17 protein-coding genes are annotated in these 16,739 nt (G+C 60.2%); 6 read left to right on the forward strand and 11 right to left on the reverse strand.

Annotated features, from left to right (window positions below; genetic code table 11):
* Positions 1–165 precede the first annotated feature (165 nt).
* The 4 genes from GSVR_RS18205 (at position 166) to GSVR_RS18220 (ending at position 4,360) form a co-directional block, all read left to right on the forward strand.
* The gene (locus GSVR_RS18205) at positions 166–1,392 is read left to right on the forward strand and encodes an EAL and HDOD domain-containing protein (RefSeq protein ID WP_173202017.1); all 1,227 of its coding nucleotides are present in this window, start codon (positions 166–168) and stop codon (positions 1,390–1,392) included.
* A gap of 259 nt (positions 1,393–1,651) precedes the next feature.
* Complete coding sequence (gene miaA / locus GSVR_RS18210) at positions 1,652–2,587, forward strand: tRNA (adenosine(37)-N6)-dimethylallyltransferase MiaA (RefSeq protein WP_173202018.1); 936 nt, start codon at positions 1,652–1,654, stop codon at positions 2,585–2,587.
* Between the two features lie 17 nt (positions 2,588–2,604).
* On the forward strand, positions 2,605–2,829 hold the full coding sequence (hfq, locus tag GSVR_RS18215) for an RNA chaperone Hfq (protein WP_173202019.1): 225 nt from the start codon (positions 2,605–2,607) through the stop codon (positions 2,827–2,829).
* 217 nt (positions 2,830–3,046) lie between these two features.
* Entirely contained in the window at positions 3,047–4,360 is a 1,314-nt protein-coding gene (locus GSVR_RS18220) for a DUF512 domain-containing protein (protein WP_173202052.1), read from the forward strand.
* Between the two features lie 183 nt (positions 4,361–4,543).
* Here the strand turns inward: GSVR_RS18220 and ric are convergent, their stop codons facing one another.
* The 6 genes from ric to GSVR_RS18250 form a co-directional block, all read right to left on the reverse strand.
* Positions 4,544–5,251, reverse strand: a complete 708-nt coding sequence (gene ric / locus GSVR_RS18225; protein WP_173202020.1) for an iron-sulfur cluster repair di-iron protein — start codon at positions 5,249–5,251, stop codon at positions 4,544–4,546.
* A 205-nt stretch (positions 5,252–5,456) separates the two neighbouring features.
* Entirely contained in the window at positions 5,457–6,914 is a 1,458-nt protein-coding gene (locus GSVR_RS18230) for a DUF438 domain-containing protein (protein ID WP_173202021.1), read from the reverse strand.
* A 318-nt stretch (positions 6,915–7,232) separates the two neighbouring features.
* Complete coding sequence (locus GSVR_RS18235) at positions 7,233–7,583, reverse strand: hypothetical protein (protein WP_173202022.1); 351 nt, start codon at positions 7,581–7,583, stop codon at positions 7,233–7,235.
* Between the two features lie 213 nt (positions 7,584–7,796).
* Positions 7,797–8,825 carry a transglutaminase-like domain-containing protein gene (locus GSVR_RS18240; RefSeq protein WP_173202023.1) on the reverse strand — a complete coding sequence of 343 codons (1,029 nt, stop codon included), beginning with the start codon at positions 8,823–8,825 and terminating at the stop codon, positions 7,797–7,799.
* A 310-nt stretch (positions 8,826–9,135) separates the two neighbouring features.
* The gene (locus GSVR_RS18245; protein WP_173202024.1) at positions 9,136–9,300 is read right to left on the reverse strand and encodes an FmdB family zinc ribbon protein; all 165 of its coding nucleotides are present in this window, start codon (positions 9,298–9,300) and stop codon (positions 9,136–9,138) included.
* A gap of 89 nt (positions 9,301–9,389) precedes the next feature.
* Positions 9,390–10,298: a CopD family protein gene (locus tag GSVR_RS18250; protein ID WP_173202025.1), complete on the reverse strand. Its 909-nt coding sequence runs from the start codon at positions 10,296–10,298 to the stop codon at positions 9,390–9,392.
* A 143-nt stretch (positions 10,299–10,441) separates the two neighbouring features.
* Between GSVR_RS18250 and GSVR_RS18255 the strand changes: the two genes are divergently transcribed.
* Both GSVR_RS18255 and GSVR_RS18260 read left to right on the forward strand, forming a co-directional pair.
* Entirely contained in the window at positions 10,442–10,810 is a 369-nt protein-coding gene (locus GSVR_RS18255; protein WP_173202026.1) for a cupin domain-containing protein, read from the forward strand.
* Positions 10,811–11,094: 284 nt separating this feature from the next.
* Entirely contained in the window at positions 11,095–12,342 is a 1,248-nt protein-coding gene (locus GSVR_RS18260; protein WP_173202027.1) for an MFS transporter, read from the forward strand.
* Between the two features lie 3 nt (positions 12,343–12,345).
* Here the strand turns inward: GSVR_RS18260 and GSVR_RS18265 are convergent, their stop codons facing one another.
* From GSVR_RS18265 to GSVR_RS18285, 5 genes are all read right to left on the reverse strand, one after another.
* On the reverse strand, positions 12,346–12,750 hold the full coding sequence (locus GSVR_RS18265; RefSeq protein WP_173202028.1) for a DUF3135 domain-containing protein: 405 nt from the start codon (positions 12,748–12,750) through the stop codon (positions 12,346–12,348).
* A 236-nt stretch (positions 12,751–12,986) separates the two neighbouring features.
* Complete coding sequence (locus GSVR_RS18270) at positions 12,987–14,291, reverse strand: MFS transporter (RefSeq protein WP_173202029.1); 1,305 nt, start codon at positions 14,289–14,291, stop codon at positions 12,987–12,989.
* Positions 14,292–14,345: 54 nt separating this feature from the next.
* A complete protein-coding gene (locus tag GSVR_RS18275; protein WP_173202030.1) occupies positions 14,346–14,804 on the reverse strand; it encodes a MarR family winged helix-turn-helix transcriptional regulator in 459 nt (152 codons plus the stop codon).
* A 115-nt stretch (positions 14,805–14,919) separates the two neighbouring features.
* Positions 14,920–15,801 (reverse strand): radical SAM protein, encoded by an 882-nt coding sequence (locus GSVR_RS18280; protein WP_173202031.1) that lies wholly within the window; start codon positions 15,799–15,801, stop codon positions 14,920–14,922.
* Between the two features lie 60 nt (positions 15,802–15,861).
* Positions 15,862–16,569: a response regulator transcription factor gene (locus GSVR_RS18285; RefSeq protein WP_173202032.1), complete on the reverse strand. Its 708-nt coding sequence runs from the start codon at positions 16,567–16,569 to the stop codon at positions 15,862–15,864.
* Positions 16,570–16,739: the final 170 nt, after the last annotated feature.

Here is a 16,739-nt window from a genome sequence, read left to right on the forward strand (position 1 = left end):
TTTCTCTACTGTGTGCATTAATTAAATGCAGCGGTGACCTTTGACCGCACATACAGGAGCATGTAAAACGGCTGAAAACGCTTTCCAGCCCACCACGCCTGCGGTATTGACGTTTCGCAAATGTGATGTCCAATCTCTAATCATCTGCAGTATTAGGGAGGCTTCATGGCAAACGGAAATTATCTACTCGGCAGACAACCGATACTGAATCGCGGAGAGGAGCTGATAGGATACGAGCTGCTGTTCCGCTCAACCGACTCGGGCGTGGCAGAGGCGACCAATGCCACGTACGCCACCGCCAGCGTGATTACGAACGCCCTGACCAGTTTCGGCATCGAAGAGATCCTGGGCCCGCACAAAGGCTTCATCAATCTGGATCTGGAACTGCTGATGCACGATTCATTGAACATCCTGCCCAAGAACCAGGTGGTGATCGAGCTTCTGGAAACCATGCAGATTACCCCCGCGCTGGTGGAGCACTGCCGCTCCCTCAAGCAGGACGGCTTCACCCTCGCGCTTGACGATCACGAATACAGCCCGCTTTATCATGAATTGTACGAAATCGTGGACATCGTCAAGGTCGACCTGACCCAGAGCCCCCTGGAAGATTTGGAAGAGATGGTGAGACAGCTGCGGACCTACGAGCTGCAGCTGCTGGCCGAGAAGGTGGAGACCCAGGAGGAATTCAACCGTTGCCTCGAACTCGGTTTCGACCTGTTCCAGGGCTATTACTTCGCCAAGCCCTCGGTCTTGAAAAAGCGGCGCATGGAACACTCCGGCCATACGTTGCTCAAGCTGATGCGCCTGCTCGAGGATGACGCGGAGGTGGCCCGTATCGAAGAAACCTTCCGGGAAGATCCCGGCCTCACCTGCAAACTGCTCTTTCTGGTCAACTCAGTCAGCATCGGCCTGCGCTGCAAAATCGATACGATCCGCCATGCGATCATGTTTCTGGGACGCCAGCAGATCAAGCGCTGGATACAGATGGCCCTGTTCGCGGACAGCGATCAGTACGGTGCCGAGAATCCGCTGATGGAGATGGCTGCGGTGAGAGCCAGCTTCATGGAAAACATGAGCAGTTGCCATCGCACCTTGAAAACCGAAGAGGAATCGCCTGAAAAGGCATTCATGACCGGTATCCTGTCAGTGCTGCAGAAGGTCTACGACATCTCCATCGACGATGTGATTCAAAAGCTTAATCTCTCCGAAGATATCAGCGAGGCACTGGCCGAGCGGAAAGGCGAGTTGGGAAACCTGCTCCACATGGCGGAACTGCTCGAGCAGGCCGATTTTCGGCACTTGGTTTCACATTTGAACGAATTGGATATCGGTTTCGACGAGGTGCTCATGTCCCAGAAAAGGGCTTTTACCTGGCGCAGCGGCATCGCCTGAAGACAACTCGCGGCACCGCAGCATCGAGGCCGGTGCGGTGCCCCCATTCCGCGCGTGACCGCCCCCCTAACAATGGATTTGCCCAAAGGAGCATTTTCATTGTACTCTTCCGGACATGCAGGCAGAGCATACTCCCCCCAACAGGTTGTTGAAATCCCCAGATTGTCCCAAAATGGGCAGATTGTCGCACTCGCAGGAAGCGCCACGGCGGCGTAGCAGCGCTACGCCGCACCAGAGGGCTGACGAGGACGACGGCGAGATGCCCGTTTTTCAACAACCGTCCAAACTTCTGGTCATCTGCGGGCCGACCGCCTCGGGCAAAACCGAACTGGCACTGACGCTGGCGCATGAGTTGGACGCCGAAATAGTCAATGCCGATTCCATGCAGGTCTACCGCGGCATGGACATCGGCACGGCCAAGCCTTCTACCGAGCAGCGCACCCTCATCCCCCACCACCTGATCGATGTGGCCTCTCCGGACCGGCTCTTTTCGGCCGCGGACTTTGCCGATGCCGCCGATGCAGCCATCCGGGAGATCACCGGACGGGGCAAACGGGTCATCGTTGTCGGAGGCACCGGGCTCTATCTGCGCGCGCTGCTGCAGGGGCTGGTCGATTCGCCCAGCGGCGCCGGCGCGATCAGGCAGGAGCTTCAGGCCGAGGCCCGGGCCGAAGGCAACGCGGCCATGCTGGAAAAGCTGTGGCAGGTGGATCCCGAATTGGCTGCTCATATCCACCCCAACAACTTGGTGCGCATCATCCGGGCACTGGAGGTCCACCGCCTGACCGGCATTCCCCTGTCCCGCTACCAGCGCGAACACGGCTTCAGCGGCAGGCGCTACGACAGCATCAAGATCGGTCTCTCCGTCGAGCGGCAGGAGCTGTACGGCCGTATCGAGGCGCGAGTCGACCGCATGTTGGCAGAAGGGTTGCTGGAAGAGGTTCGGGGACTTCTGTCGTCGGGGTACGGCCGGGAGCTGAAAGCCATGCGCGCCATCGGCTACAAGGAAGCGGCTGCCCACCTGGACGGAGAGTGCAGCCTCGAAGATGCTGCGGAACTGATCAAACGCGACACCCGCCGCTACGCCAAGCGCCAGCTGACCTGGTTCAAGGCCGATCCTGACATAATATGGCTTGAATATCCGGCAAACTTTGTTAGTATTTTGCATCATGCAATTGAATTTTTTGATCACTGACAGGAGGCGCGACAACAATGGCAAAAGCACCTTTCAATATCCAGGATCAGTACCTGAATCAGTCCCGCAAGGAACGCGTCCGCGTCATCATCACCATGATGTCCGGTGAGACGCTGGAAGGATTCATCAAATCATTCGACAACTTTTCGGTCCTGTTGGATGCGGCCTGCGATATCCTGATCTACAAGCACGCCATCGCCACGATCACGTCCGCTGACGGGAAATTCCGGCTGCACCAGTAATCGCGCCTCCAGCACCTCATAATCACATCGACAGGGATGAACGGATGGACAGGACAAAGAGTCCTGTGCTAACCTGATCATCCCTGTTGCCGTTTCAACGTTCATCCAGGTTTTCCATGCCAAAACCACGCACCCGACTCACACACGCTCCCCTGTCTTTCAGCTTCCGTGCCGGCGATGCCGCCCCCCCCTTCCCGGAGGCCGCACCATGCCGCCCGTGAACGGACTTCTGATCGATACCGTCGCACCCGGTACCCTGGCCGACGAATTCCAACTGGAGCCGGGCGACCGCCTGCTGGCGGTGAACGGACACCGGCTGCGCGACATCATCGACTACAGCTATCGCATCGATGGAGAACAGGAACTGCTGCTGGAAGTGGCCCGGCAGGATGGCGAGCTGTGGGAACTGGAGATCGAACGCGATCCGGATGAGCCGCTGGGGCTGACCTTTACCCCGCCTGAACCGGAACGCTGCGGTAACAACTGTCTCTTCTGCTTCGTGCATCAACTCCCCCCGGGTCTGCGCCGGCCGCTGTACGTCAAGGACGAAGATTACCGCCTCTCCTTCCTGAACGGCAACTACGTCACCCTGGCCAACCTCTCCCCGGCCGACCTGGAGCGGATCGTAGAACAGCGCCTCTCGCCGCTCTACATTTCGGTGCATGCCACCAATCCCGAGCTGCGCGCCCGGCTGCTGGGCAAACCGGGCATCCCCCCGATCCTGGAACAACTGCGGATTCTCGCCGAATCGGGCATCCGCATGCACACCCAGGTGGTGCTCTGCCCCGGCCTGAACGACCAAGCGGAGCTGGAGCGCACGGTCGACGATCTTGCCCGGCTTTACCCGGCAGTGCAGTCCCTGGCAGTCGTGCCGCTGGGGCTGACCCGCCACCGCCGTCACCTGCCGCAGTTGAAGCCGGTGGACAGCGACTATGCCCGCACATTCATCGCCACCTGGGGAGACCAGGCTCCCCGGCTCAGAAAGCGCCTCGGCGCACCGTTCCTGTTCCTAGCGGACGAGTTTTACCTCAAGGCCGGCCTGCCCTTCCCTACCCTGCGGAGTTATGGAGATTTGCCCCAGATCGAGAACGGTGTAGGCCTGGTGCCCCTTTTCATGCGTGACGCCGGCCGCACGCTGCGAACGGCCCGCCGCATCGGTTCCGGGCGGGTCACGGTGGTAACCGGCCAGTCCGCCGTGGGCTTTGTCAGCGAATTCGCTGCCGGACTGGGGGAAAAATCGGGTGTGGAAATTGTGGCGGTAGGGGTGGAGAACCGTCTGTTCGGCCCCAGCGTGACCGTCAGCGGCTTGGTCTGCGGCAACGACATCATCCATGACCTGCAAGGGCGTGAACTTGGGGAAGCCGTGCTGGTGCCGGACGTGATGCTGAAGGAGGGTGAAGGAATCTTTCTGGACGACGTCACCCTGGCTGAACTGCAACAGCGCCTGAGCTGCCCGGTAATCGTCTTCGACTCCACCCCCCAGGGCTATTACCGCGTCCTGAGGTCGATTTTCCGCGCCACGCCGGCCTGATCGGCGCTTCTTCGACGCATTCCAGCAGACTCTGTTGAAATTCCAAGGTTGTTTAAAAATGGGCAGTTCGTCGCACCCGCAGAAAGCCCCGCGGAGGCGTAGTACCCAAGGGCATAAACAGCGCTACGCCGCACAAAGGGGTTTTCGAGGACGGCGGCGAGATGCCCGTTTTTAAACAACCTTCTAAAGCTGGGCCGCTTTGGGAAAGAGGATGTTGTTCTCCAGGTGGACATGCTTGTGCAGGTCGTCCTCGAACTCCTTCAGCTTGCGATAGGCAACCATGAAGGTATTGCAGACGTTGTCCGGAATCGCGTAGTCCTTGGACAAGTCCCGGATGGCGTGGACCGCCTCCCCGATGGCATCGTGTTCCTGGTCCAGTTTGTCGAGCGAAGCCCGCAAGAGAGCAAGATCCTCTGTCTCCGGTTCGCCGCCCCCTTTCCTGGCCGTGTCGATGCGTTTGATGGCCGGAAACAGCACTTCCTCCTCTTCGCGCAGGTGAGCCTCCATATCGGCCGCAATCCGGTCGAATATCCGGGCGATCTCAACCACCTCGGGATGCGCGGCGCCATGAACCTCGGCGATCTTGTGCGCATACACGGCGATCTGCCGGGTGTTCTCGTTCAAATAGCCATGATGGGTGGTGACGATGTAGTCCGCCAGGAACGGCAGCCCCCAGGCCGCGAAATTCTGGCTCCGGTCCAGCGGTTCGCTTGTGGCCGCCTCGATCTCGCCCCGCAGGGGAGCAGGATCGATTCCCTTTTCCCGGCACGCCTCGGAGAGCGGGATTTTACCACCGCAGCAGAAATCGATCCCATATTTCTCGAAGACCTTGGCGGTGCGGTAATCCTCGGCCACATAATCACCAACGGTTTTGTCGTTTTTCTCTTCCATGGCTCGTTGCTCCTTTCATGTCTTCGCACAATTCCCTAGGGTATTCAGATTGTTCGAAAACGATCAGATCGTCGCACCCGCAGAAAGCTGCGCGGAGGCCCTCACCCGGCCTTTGGCCACCCTCTCCCGAAGGGTGAGGCCGCAGGCCGAAGTCACAAGAGGGCTGACGAGGGCGCGGCGAGATGCCCGTTTTTCAACAACCTCCCTAATCCCAGTCCAGCAGCCGCTGTTCCCCTTCCAACTTCCTGATGCCGGTCACGTCCTGGCTCACCTCCAGTGTACCACGATAAGCCCCCTGACTGTCCCGCACCGCAAAGTACCTGATGTGGATGAAGCGTCCCCCCATCTGGATCCAGAACTCGGCGCTCTCCCTGGTGCCGGCCCGGAATTCGTCCAGTATCTTCTGGACCACATGCAGGCTCTTGGGGGGATGACAATTGCGGACATTCCTGCCGATCACGCCGGGGCTGCGGGGAAAGATGCGCTCCTTGGTCTGGGAGTAGTAGACCACCTCATCCTTCTCGTTGACCAGCGAGATGTCCACCGGCAGATGGGCCAGCATCAGGTTGATCAGCTCCGGACTCATGATACCGGTGTCGAGCGCCACCCCACCCGACTGGGGCGCCGGTTCCGCCGTAGCAGCGACCGTTTCTTCCGGCCAGGCTGCCTCGGGACCGCCCCAGGCGTAGCCGATTTCCTCCTCCCCCCGGCGCACCTTGAACCAGTCGGTCTCGCCCAGTATTTCGAGCGCCATGGGAAAGAGGATGTGCTCCTCCTTGTAGATCATGTCGCTGATCGCCTTGAGCAGTGACGTGAGCGTTTCGCGGAGCGCCGGCACCCGGAGCTCGGTCACCTGGGTCCGGGCCTGCTTCAGGGCCTGACGGATATCGTCGTGTATGGCCCACATGACCTCCGTGGGACCGGTGATCTCGTGCAGTTCCAGCACCGGGAAGAGCTGGTTCTCCTTGCGCAGGTAGTGGAGATTGATGCGTGACAGGTTCTCCAGCAGTCCTGCCAGTTCTTCCCCGGCCATCCGGAGGCCCTCCTGGTCCGGGGCCTCCCCCAACCGCTCCGCAAGACCGGCGATCTGGCCGACGATTCCCTCCGCGACCCGGTTTTCCTTCATCAGGGTATGGAGCGGGTGTCCGGCCGGTACACTGGGGGGCTCCTGTTTGGCGAGCGACTCCTTGAAGACTTCCACGTGCACGTCGCACAGCCGTTTGATCTCGCTTTCAGGCATCCCCTCCGCGATCAGGGCCTGCTCCATCCGGGCGATCTCGCTGGCCTCGATGTCCCGGACCAGTTCGTGAAATCTGTGCTTCAGGACCGCCATCTCGACCCCGGCATGAAGATCGCGGATGATTCCCTTGAGCAGCTCCTGCCGGGCTGCCGCATCCTGCTGCGGGGCATTGCCATCCCGGCCCACGGAAACCTCGCGGCCCGTCTTGACCTTGATCTCGGCCGCTATCTCCGTCAGCAGCGTATCCAATGCAATGCCCCCCCGGGCGGCAACATGCTCCAGCGGCGCCACCTTGCCGACCGTTTTCCGCATCACCGCGCTCTGCAACATCTTGTATTTGGGTGAGCGGTTGATGAAGAAGTCCAGCAGAAAGGGGTACTCCTTCAAAAGGTCGTCGAGTTTCGTGGCAGCGTTCAGTTCCATGGCATCCTCCAGACACGGTTTGAATGAGTTTCCGTTGCGTTCCTGACATCATTGATAGCAGATGCAGGGCACAACATCCTTGATCCGGATCATGAAAATGAACTACGGCACTGGTTCGAAAACGGCCCGAATGGACAGGTGGGGGAATGACTGGAGGGTCAAGGAGGCCGCCAGAAAAATACGCAACGGGACGAGCCAGAGACACAGACAGATATGATCGGCGGAGAAGGGAAAGACGGGCTCCCGCCCGCGTTTTGAACGGGGGCCGGTGGTCAACGAAGAGGTGCCGGAGGCAGGATCGGCCTGCCGCCGGACCGGTCAGTCCCGGTCCTCCTCACGGGAATGGTCCGGCGAAGAATGCCGGGCAGCTAGGAAAAGCACTATGGAGACGGCAACGGCAATGACCGCTATCGTGTACGCCAACGTCTGCCCCTGCCACAATCCCTCGAACCAGCGCGAAAACTGATCCGCCAGCACCGAGGCATTGCCGCCGTACATTCTCAGCTCATGGGTATATTTCTTGGACTCGAGAAAACCATCGACAAGAGTACTGTCGGAACTGTCACCGGCACTCAGATGGATGCCCGCAGCCGCAGCCAGACCGACCACCAGGACCAGGAGGGCGATCAGGTTGAGACGGGTTTGCAGATCGAAGTTTTTCCTGGCCATGGCAGTGCTCGCTAATCCGGATCTCCGGGAGTTTTGGCGGAAAGGCTCCCCTACTGAGTAAAAGGGGCTGCGCCCTGGCGCACTTGCCGCTCTCCAGCACGGTAACGGAAGCGGCGGCGTATATCAAGCACACAAAAGGGGTTGCCCGCTGCGGACAACCCCTTTTGTGTTCCGAACTCTGCGTCCGGCCAATGACGGCTCACACGGCAAAGGTCATTTGGTGGTATAGGTGATCGTGTATTTGAAGCCGGCCGGGTCGAGCCAGTCCAGGACCTTGTCCCCGATCCGGGCAAAGGGATACATCAGGTAGTTGACCGGTGGGCCCGGCTGCGGCGGGTTGAGGGTCAGGTCGCGGCCCATCGACAGCTTGACGCGGTACGGGTCGATGCCCCCCCAGAAATAGGCGCGATAGTCGATAGTCTTCTGGTCCTGCAGCTTCAGGTTTTCGGTCAGCATCGCCTTGCGCACATCAGCGGCATCGACCGGCACCCATCCGTAGCCCGGCAGATAGAACTCGGCCCAGCAGTGCTGCCAGCCAGTCACGTCCTCCTTGTCCTTTTTGCCCAGGCGCAGGCCGAACACCTCGCGGCACGGCACTCCGGCAGCCCGTGCCAGGGCGATGAAGACCGAATGGATATCAACGCACTTGCCCCCCGGCTTGGCAAGCAGGGCGCACACATCACCGGCGCCGCAACCGCGGGTTGCGGGATCCCGGTAGGTATTTTCACAGGTCCAGTCGTAAATGGCCTTGGCCTTCTCCAGCACCGTGGTCTTGCCGGCGGTGATGCTTTTGGCCAGCCTGCCCACTTCGCCGTCGGTCGGCCCGATGCTGCTGGGGGCCAGATATTGGGCAAAATCGGCGCGATCCCAGGCCGCCTCTTTTGCGGGGAAATCCCGGCGGATCACCTCTTTGCGCTCGGTCTTGAAACTGAACACCAGTTTACGGCTGGCAGCCCCTTGATTCCAGCGGGCATAGAGCATCGGCGTGCTGTAGGTCTTGTCGGTGTATACCGCCGACGCGGCAAAATCGCCGCTGACCTTGATGTCGGTGATGGTCTGGTCATTGTCGGAAACCGGGTACGGGAGCCATAATTCGGCTTCGCCGGCTGGGTTGTGGCCCGAGAGATCGACTGAAACGGTGGTAACTCCCGAGTGGACTGCGGCAGCCTGTGCCGGGGCACTGCAGATACCTGCAAGCAGCAGCGCGATGCCGAATACGGCCAGTTTTTTTCCCAGGAACATCAAATCCTCCTTCTCGCTGTCAGATAGGTAAGGAGGTAATCTAGCCCGTCAGCCCGAGCGCGTCAAATCGATACTTATAATAGAAACCAACCACAACTATCGGTAAATGCGATATCAAAAGAAGGAGCCATCCCTGCGCGGGTCTCGTCTCATGAGATAGAAGGTATGGTTGCTTCGGGGAGTGTCGCGATAGTCCCGGTCTGTGGGCAGGGGGAAGGCGGGGGCAAGTGTTGGGGCGGGCGGATATGCAAAGGAGACAGCCACCTGAGCGGGTGCGGCCGTCTCCCCTGTTCCGTGCCTGTGCTGCAGATCAGCTCTTTTTGCTCGTCCTGGCAAAGAACGTACTGTACTGCTGTACGATCGAGACCCCTTTGCAATCGGGGCAGGTCATCCGCTGCTGATCGTGCTCCGCAATGTGCATCGTGACCGAAAAGTTCCTTCCGCATTGCTGGCAGCGGTAATCGTAGGTCGGCATATCGATGGTCCTCCCGATGATGAAGTCGGGCCGCGCAGCCCCCTGCTTAAACTGTAGAAAAGTTTCAGGGATTGTCAACGCGCAGCCGCCTACCACCAGCGCCACAGGGCCAGGATCAGCACTATCAGAAAAACGATCGCCAGGTTCATGTAGGCCATGAAGAAGAACACCCGTTCGTGGAGCGGCGCCGGCCGTTTGACGCCGGCTACCAGCCGGCCGACAGCCGGCAGCGCCGCGAGAAGATCGGCGTTGTGGGGTGCCTGGGAAAGCGCTTCGGTCAGGTCGCCGCCCGCCTGGTGCCGCCCCATGTGGCTGCCCTGTTTCCAGAAGCGGCTGGCACTGGCGTCATAGATGGTTCCCTGATGGGCGAACAGGGCCGGCCGCCCCTCCTTGCCGTCGCACAGGGCCAGCTCTTCGGCACTCATGTCCCCTTCGACGATCAGGGGGAAGGAGTCGGGCTCCTTGCGCCTGAGACGGGGCCCGATCACGGTGATGACGAAGGTGGCCGAGATTACCATGACCAGGTAGAGCGCGATCTTTGCCAGCAGCAGAATCCCGAAACGGGACTGCAGCAGCAGTTCCGGAGAACCCACCCGGAAACGGGTCAGAATGATGCCGGTGATACCCATGACCACCATGGAAATGATGCCGACCCGTAGCTCGCCGCGCGGCAATCCGCTGGAGGCATAGGCCGGCTTGAGCACCAGATGCACGTACAGGATGGTGCCGAACCAGAGGAAGGCGGTGATGAGGTGCAGATAGCCGACAGCGAAACGGAAGCCCTTGGCTGCAGCGGACAGGGCCGGCTTCGCGGCGGCATCCGCGCGTGTCGCGGCAAACTCTTTGCCTGCCCGGGTGAGCTCGCCACCGCCGGCAGGATCGAGGTGGCAGGCGGCGCATTCCCGGCCGGTCTGGCGGGCATACTCTTCGGTGGCGGCGGCTGTCAGCGGACAGGCCAGCATCAATACCATCACAAGCTGGATCAGTAATCTGCACATGAAACGTGTATAACCATTGCGAGGAAATCTGTCAATCTCTGCTCGCCCCTGCCCTGCACCATTGAGGAAAAAGAATGCAAATCGTCACGACCGGCGTACCATTTATAAGGAGGCAATGAAAACATGAAAGGGGAGAACTTCATATGGCAACCAAAGCCGAATACAAACATTTCGCCACTCCTGACGAGGTCAGGAGTTTCAACCACGGCAGGGTGGAAATCGTCAATATCCTAGGCGGTGTGGTCGGCCGTTTTATTCTGGAACCCGGTTGGCGCTGGTCGGAAGATGTGAAGCCGATCGCTGGCACAGAATGGTGCATGGCCCCCCATTTCCAGTACCTGGTGTCCGGGCGTGTCCACATCAAGATGGAGGATGGCAGCGAGTTCGAACTGGAGCCGGGGGATGTCTTCGCCCTTCCCGCCGGCCACGATGCCTGGGTTGTGGGAAATGAACCGGCCGTGGCGGTGGATTGGCACGGGGCGGTCGAGTATGGCAAGACCAAGGGATCCTGATCGCTGATGTCGGGCGGCAAGAAGCCAAAACATGGAGGCCGCTCCCGCGCGGGAGCGGCCTCCTTTTGTTCGTCTATCTTCGTCTATCCCTGGCAGCATCAGTTGGAATAAGACGGAGCGACGGAGAGCACGGGGAATCTTTCACAAAAGCCGTCACGGAAAAGTCGATTCCTACACGCTGCTCCATTGCACCATTGGGTTCTTATGAGCTGCCTGAACTGCCACTCTTGAATTTTGTACAGGTTCAGAGTAGGAATGGATAATTTTTATGCCAGGGGGCAGCGATGGGCGACAATCGGACAGTTCTTCAACCGGCGTGGCAACAGGTGCTCTCTCTGCCGGTAATCGTGGCGGCACTCGGCTATTTCGTTGACATCTACGACCTGGTGCTCTTCAGCATCGTCCGCGTGCCCAGCCTCAAGGGGCTCGGACTTTCCGGGCAGGAGCTGATCGATCAGGGGGTATTTCTTCTCAACATGCAGATGATCGGCATGTTGATCGGCGGGGTGATCTGGGGGGTGCTGGGGGACCGCAAGGGGCGCCTCAGGATCATGTTCGGCTCCATTTTCCTCTACTCTGCGGCGAATCTGGCCAACGGCATGGTAACGTCGGTGGAGGCCTACGCTGTCCTGCGCCTGGTGGCCGGGATCGGACTGGCCGGCGAACTGGGGGCCGGCATCACCCTGGTCAGCGAAGTGCTGCATAAAAACATCCGCGGCTACGGTACCATGATCGTTGCCACGGTGGGCGTCTCCGGCGCCATTCTGGCCAACATCGTCGCCAAGTCCTTCGACTGGCGCACCGCCTTTTTCATCGGCGGCGGACTGGGGTTTCTGCTGCTGGTCATGCGGATCGGTACAGTGGAATCGGGCCTGTTCAGGGGCATGGAAGGGAGCCGCGTTTCACGGGGCAATTTCCTGTCGCTCTTCACCTCCCGCGACCGGTTCGGACGCTTCCTGCATTCGACCCTGATCGGCCTGCCGTCATGGTTCGTGGTCGGCGTGCTGATTACTTTCTCCCCTGAATTCGCCAAGGTCCTGAAGGTCCAGGGCACTGTCAGCGCCGGTAATGCCGTCATGTACTGTTATCTGGGATTAGTGGCGGGTGATCTGGCCAGCGGACTCTTGAGCCAGCTGCTCAAGAGCCGCAAGAAGGTGGTCCTGCTCTTCCTGCTGCTGACTGTGGCGGCGGTGACCGGCTATTTCGCCGCGACTGGTGTCTCCAGCGCCACTTTCTACCTGATCTGCAGCCTGCTCGGCTTTGGAATCGGCTACTGGGCCATTTTCGTTACGGTGGCAGCCGAGCAGTTCGGCACCAATCTGCGCGCCACGGTCGCCACGGCGGTGCCGAACTTCGTGCGCGGCATGACAGTCCCGATCACCATGCTCTTCCAACTGGCCCGCAAACAGCTTGGTATCGAAACCGGCGCACTTTCAGTCGGGCTGCTCTGCCTGGCGATCGCGCTGTTCTCGCTCTCGCGGCTGCAGGAAACTTTTCACAAAGACCTGGATTACTTCGAGGAGTTCATCTGACTCTCAGGTAGTGCCCGTAAACCCTCCCCTTCCGCCGCCGTTATTTTTCAAGAGATGCAAGGCTGGTTTGCGGTCTGAAATTCCGTACAAGCCGCCGATGGAATCGAGCATTTCCTTCCAGCCGTACATGAGCTTCGACAACTCTCCATCCTCACCGAACACGCGGCCATAGAAGATACTCTCCATTATCTGCATCCTTTGGAGCGGGGTCTTTGCTTTCCGGAGCTGCCCGTCGATGGACCACTGTATCTGCCGGAGTCTGATCGTCTGCTCCGGGCTTTTTCCGATACAGGCTTCGTGAATGGCGGCAGCGGCAAGCTCGTCGAAGCGTTCGGGATTGCGTTTGTAGAGCTCGCTCAACTCGTCCGGCGTATACCGGGTGAATTCCTTCAGCGATGCGATGTTCATGGCATCCCCCTGGCCTGCGGCAGGACTGGTACGGCCTGATCCACATCAACTATAGCTCCTATATTGCCGATGGCAACCTGCTGCCAGCTGGAACTGCCGGGGGATCAGTTCAGGGAGGGAATATGATGCGGCGGGATGCTGCTTCGCGGGGACAGTCGAAAAGCTGGAACCGGCACAAGGCCCCTGCAGGGCTGCCCTGTGCCGGTTCAATCGAAGTCAGTAAGCGAGGGGTAACGTCAGGAGGCCGGTTCCTCTGCGCCGGCAACCGTCTCTGCAGCCGGAGCGGGCTGCCGATTGATCCGCAGCACCAGTCCGGCGGCCAGCAGGCAGATCAGGCCGGACAAGAGGAAGGCGATCATGTAATCCCCCAGGTAGGTGCGCACGCTGCCGGCAAAGGTTGCCGCCAAAGCCGCCCCGATCTGGTGGCTGGCAAAGATCCAGCCGAACATGATCCCCACGCTGGCCCGACCAAAGGCCTCTGCGGTGAGCTTTACCGTGGGGGGTACCGTGGCGATCCAGTCCAGCCCGTAGAAAATCGCAAAGGCCGAGAGCCCCCATTCCGGGCCTGCCAGCGCCTGCGGCAGCCCCAGGAGCGACAGGCCGCGCAGGCCGTAGTAGCAGCAGAGCAGGTAACGGCTGTTGTAGCGGTCCGAGAGCCAGCCGGAAAAGGTCGTGCCGAACAGGTCCAGTATCCCCATCAGGGCCAGCAGTCCCGCGGCCCGTACTTCGGTGATGCCGTGATCGACACAGGCAGGAATGAGGTGGGTGCCGATCAGGCCGTTGGTGCTGGCGCCGCAGATAAAAAAACTGCCGGCCAGAAGCCAGAAATCGCGCGACACCAGACCGCGCCGCAGCCCCTGTATGGCCACCTGAAAAGGATTGCTGCGCTGGACGGCCGACGTATCGGAAGCGATATCGTCACCCGGGGTTTCGCCATAGGCAAGCAGCCCCTTGTCCCGGGGGTGGTTGCGCATGAAGCAGGCCACCAGCGGTAGAATGGCCAAGGCGGCGCAGGCAATGGCAAAGGCCGCCTGCCGCCAGCCGTGGTGGTGGGCCAATTGTGCCAGAAAGGGGAGGAACAGCAGCTGGCCGGTTGCGGTGCTGGCAGTCAGAACTCCCAGCACGGTGCCCTGCGACGTGTGAAACCAGCGGCTGACAACGGTGGCACTCAGGCTGTAGGCGGTCATCCCGGCGCCGCATCCGACCACCACTCCCCAGATCAGGATCATGTGCCAGGGACGGGTAATGAAGGTCGTGGCGCAGACCCCGATCGTCAACAACAGCAATGCCATCGTCATGGTGCGGCGCACGCCGAATTTGTCGAAAAAAGCAGCCGCAAAGGGCCCCATCAGGCCGTACAGCAGCAGGTTAAGCGAAATTGCCACGGAGATGGTGGCCCTGGACCAGCCGAATTCATGCTCGATAGGGACAATCAGCACCCCCGGTGTCGATCTGATCCCGGCAGTCACCAACAGGGTCAGAAAGGTAACCCCGGCCACTACCCAGGCATAATGCAGCCTGCTTCCCGTTGATTTGTCCATGCTCCCTCCCGCAGTTCATTCAATCCGTGCCATGGCACACATTCGTCAAAAAGCTCACTCCGGAAATGTTTCGTGACCGCCGGCAAGATCTTCCAGCGCGCTGGCCAGCTGCGCCAGCAGCTGCATATTTTCCGCACCGATGTGACCGGCCATCTGCCGCTGCACCTCCTGCCAGCGCGGCAGGGCCGCTTTGACGACCACTCGCCCCTGTCCGGTAATGCCGACCTGCCGTTCTCGCGGGTCGGCCGAAGGGCTATTTTCGATGAACCCGGCGTTTTCCAGCGGTTTCAGGTTTCTCACCAGGGTGGTTCTGTCCAGCATCAGCACCTTTGCCAGGGTGCTGATATTGAGCGGTCCATGCGCCTCAATATTCTTCAGCAGCGAAAACTGGGTCACCTTCAGGCCGCTCGGTTCCAGGGCCTGATCGTAGATCCTGGTTACCGCCCGCGATGCCCGGCGGACATTCACGCACATGCATGCGCTGGGCTTCTGTCTGTGGCACTTCGTGCTCATATCGTCCCTCTCACCATCTAGCGTGTATATACACATATCACAGAGACCTCACTCCGCAAAGAAAAAGATCGGGGGGCGGATCGGCATACCGGCAGCAACCCGGAGAAGGCTGTTCTCAAAAATACTCTTCGGAGTACTCGGGCACTGCATCCAGGAATCCGGGATACAGAGCGGCCCGGGCCAGGGCGGCATCCACGTCGGCCACGAGCCGTTGGCGGTCTTTGGGATAGCTCCCTTCCAGGTTGAGGAAATTGGAGACATGGTTGGACCTGAGGATGGTACGCTGCGGATTGAGGCGCAGGAGCATCTCGCGGGCTTCGAGCATGAGCTCGCGCCGCGTACACTGATCGAGTGAGCCGATGAAAGGCTCGTTGTGGCGGTGGAACAGGGTCAGAAGGGAGAAGTATTCGGGATTGACACGGTTTACCCACTCCGCGGTGGCCCGGGCATGATCGAGGCTGCGCATCCGGCCAGCCAGCCCCAGTATGGCGGTGACCGACAGCTTCAGGCCTGCCTGGCGCGACATGAGGGTCAGCTCCGCCATCCTGTCGGCGGTATAGCCCTTGTTCACCGAGAGCAGCGTCTGATCGTCCCCCGATTCCAGGCCGAAATACAGGATCCGCAGCCGTTTTCCGCGCAGAACCGAGAGCTGCGCAGCGTCTTTGGTGGTGAGGCTGTTGGGGGAGGCGTAGGCACCGACGCGGGTGAGGCCGGGAAAGGTGGTGCACAAGGCATCGAGTATGGTTGCGAGCCCTTCAAAGGGATAGACCAGGGCATCGCCGTCAGCCAGGAAGACCCGGTCGATGCGCGGACGGAAGCGCTCGGGGATTTCAGCGATCTCTTCCAGGATCTCTTCCACCGGCCGCACCCGAAACTGCTTCCCCTTGTACATGCCGCAGAATGCGCAACGGTTCTGGGAACAGCCGATCGTGATCTGGAAGATCAGGCTGCGGGCCTCGCTGGGGGGACGGAAGAGCGGTTCGACGTATTGGGGCATGCTGTCTCGCTGTGCTGTGCGGTTTGCGGGACGCCGGTTGCGGCATGCCCCGCTTCGGGCTCACTGATGTTCGATTTCCGCGAGAAAGGCGTAGCCCAGGTTATGGCGGGAACGTACCGGCAGTTCCCAGTCGGGGGTCGCTGCCCGGACCCGTGCCCGCAGCCGGCAGATCAGCGTCTCCAGGCGTCTGTCCGCATAATGGTCGTTCGGCTGTCCGAGCGCCGCGAAGATATCGCTGCGCAGGACATTCTCACCGGGGGATTCGCTCAGCCTGCGCAGAAAGATCAATTCCTGGGCGCCCAGCGGTATTTCCACACCATCCGGCGTAAACAGTTTCGAACGTATCGCATTAAGGCGCCAGACAGACTGGAGCTGGCCGGAAAGCCGGTACGCCAGGCTTCTCAATCCGGCATCCAGTTCACGCAGGTCGACCGGCTTGACGAAATACAGATCAGCACCGCTCTCGAAACTGTGCACCCGGTCGTCCACCTGTCCACAGCAGGTTACCATCACGATGCCGCACCTGCAGGTAGAGCGCAGGCGCCTGGCGATCGCCACGCCATCCTCGCCCGGCAGGCCGATATCCAGGATCACCACATCGGCCGGCGCCTTTGCCAGCGCGTCATCCAGGGCCTGGCCATCCGCCACCCCCCGCACCTGGTGCCCGAAATCGCTCAAGCCCACCGTCAGAAACAGACGTAATTCGTCGCTGTCTTCGACGACAACGACGCGAAGTCCCTGCAAAGGGTTCTGAGTTTTACTCGTCATTGATTCAACTCCGCGAAAACCATCGGGTTCTTTCCGGCAGATGAAGTGGCTGCGGGACAGCCGGACCTCTTGCGTATACTATGACATCCTCCCGCTAAAAAGAAGAAATTTCTGACATTTTATCACAACTTGCATGGTGAGGCCCTGCCGCGATCAAACAGCTTGCCAAG

The sequence above is a fragment of the Geobacter sp. SVR genome (genome assembly GCF_016865365.1).
Classification (GTDB): Bacteria; Desulfobacterota; Desulfuromonadia; order Geobacterales; family Pseudopelobacteraceae; genus Pelotalea.

What these genes read in the sequence shown, in the direction of transcription:
- GSVR_RS18265 (WP_173202028.1), bottom strand. Translation starts at nt 12,750, where the DNA reads ATGAACATCGCATCGCTGAAGGAATTCACCCGGTATACGCCGGACGAG.
- GSVR_RS18285 (WP_173202032.1), bottom strand. Translation starts at nt 16,569, where the DNA reads ATGACGAGTAAAACTCAGAACCCTTTGCAGGGACTTCGCGTCGTTGTC.
- GSVR_RS18260 (WP_173202027.1), top strand. Translation starts at nt 11,095, where the DNA reads ATGGGCGACAATCGGACAGTTCTTCAACCGGCGTGGCAACAGGTGCTC.
- GSVR_RS18205 (WP_173202017.1), top strand. Translation starts at nt 166, where the DNA reads ATGGCAAACGGAAATTATCTACTCGGCAGACAACCGATACTGAATCGC.
- miaA (WP_173202018.1), top strand. Translation starts at nt 1,652, where the DNA reads ATGCCCGTTTTTCAACAACCGTCCAAACTTCTGGTCATCTGCGGGCCG.
- GSVR_RS18230 (WP_173202021.1), bottom strand. Translation starts at nt 6,914, where the DNA reads ATGGAACTGAACGCTGCCACGAAACTCGACGACCTTTTGAAGGAGTAC.
- GSVR_RS18235 (WP_173202022.1), bottom strand. Translation starts at nt 7,583, where the DNA reads ATGGCCAGGAAAAACTTCGATCTGCAAACCCGTCTCAACCTGATCGCC.
- GSVR_RS18255 (WP_173202026.1), top strand. Translation starts at nt 10,442, where the DNA reads ATGGCAACCAAAGCCGAATACAAACATTTCGCCACTCCTGACGAGGTC.
- GSVR_RS18245 (WP_173202024.1), bottom strand. Translation starts at nt 9,300, where the DNA reads ATGCCGACCTACGATTACCGCTGCCAGCAATGCGGAAGGAACTTTTCG.
- GSVR_RS18280 (WP_173202031.1), bottom strand. Translation starts at nt 15,801, where the DNA reads ATGCCCCAATACGTCGAACCGCTCTTCCGTCCCCCCAGCGAGGCCCGC.
- GSVR_RS18250 (WP_173202025.1), bottom strand. Translation starts at nt 10,298, where the DNA reads ATGTGCAGATTACTGATCCAGCTTGTGATGGTATTGATGCTGGCCTGT.
- GSVR_RS18240 (WP_173202023.1), bottom strand. Translation starts at nt 8,825, where the DNA reads ATGTTCCTGGGAAAAAAACTGGCCGTATTCGGCATCGCGCTGCTGCTT.
- GSVR_RS18270 (WP_173202029.1), bottom strand. Translation starts at nt 14,291, where the DNA reads ATGGACAAATCAACGGGAAGCAGGCTGCATTATGCCTGGGTAGTGGCC.
- GSVR_RS18275 (WP_173202030.1), bottom strand. Translation starts at nt 14,804, where the DNA reads ATGAGCACGAAGTGCCACAGACAGAAGCCCAGCGCATGCATGTGCGTG.
- ric (WP_173202020.1), bottom strand. Translation starts at nt 5,251, where the DNA reads ATGGAAGAGAAAAACGACAAAACCGTTGGTGATTATGTGGCCGAGGAT.
- hfq (WP_173202019.1), top strand. Translation starts at nt 2,605, where the DNA reads ATGGCAAAAGCACCTTTCAATATCCAGGATCAGTACCTGAATCAGTCC.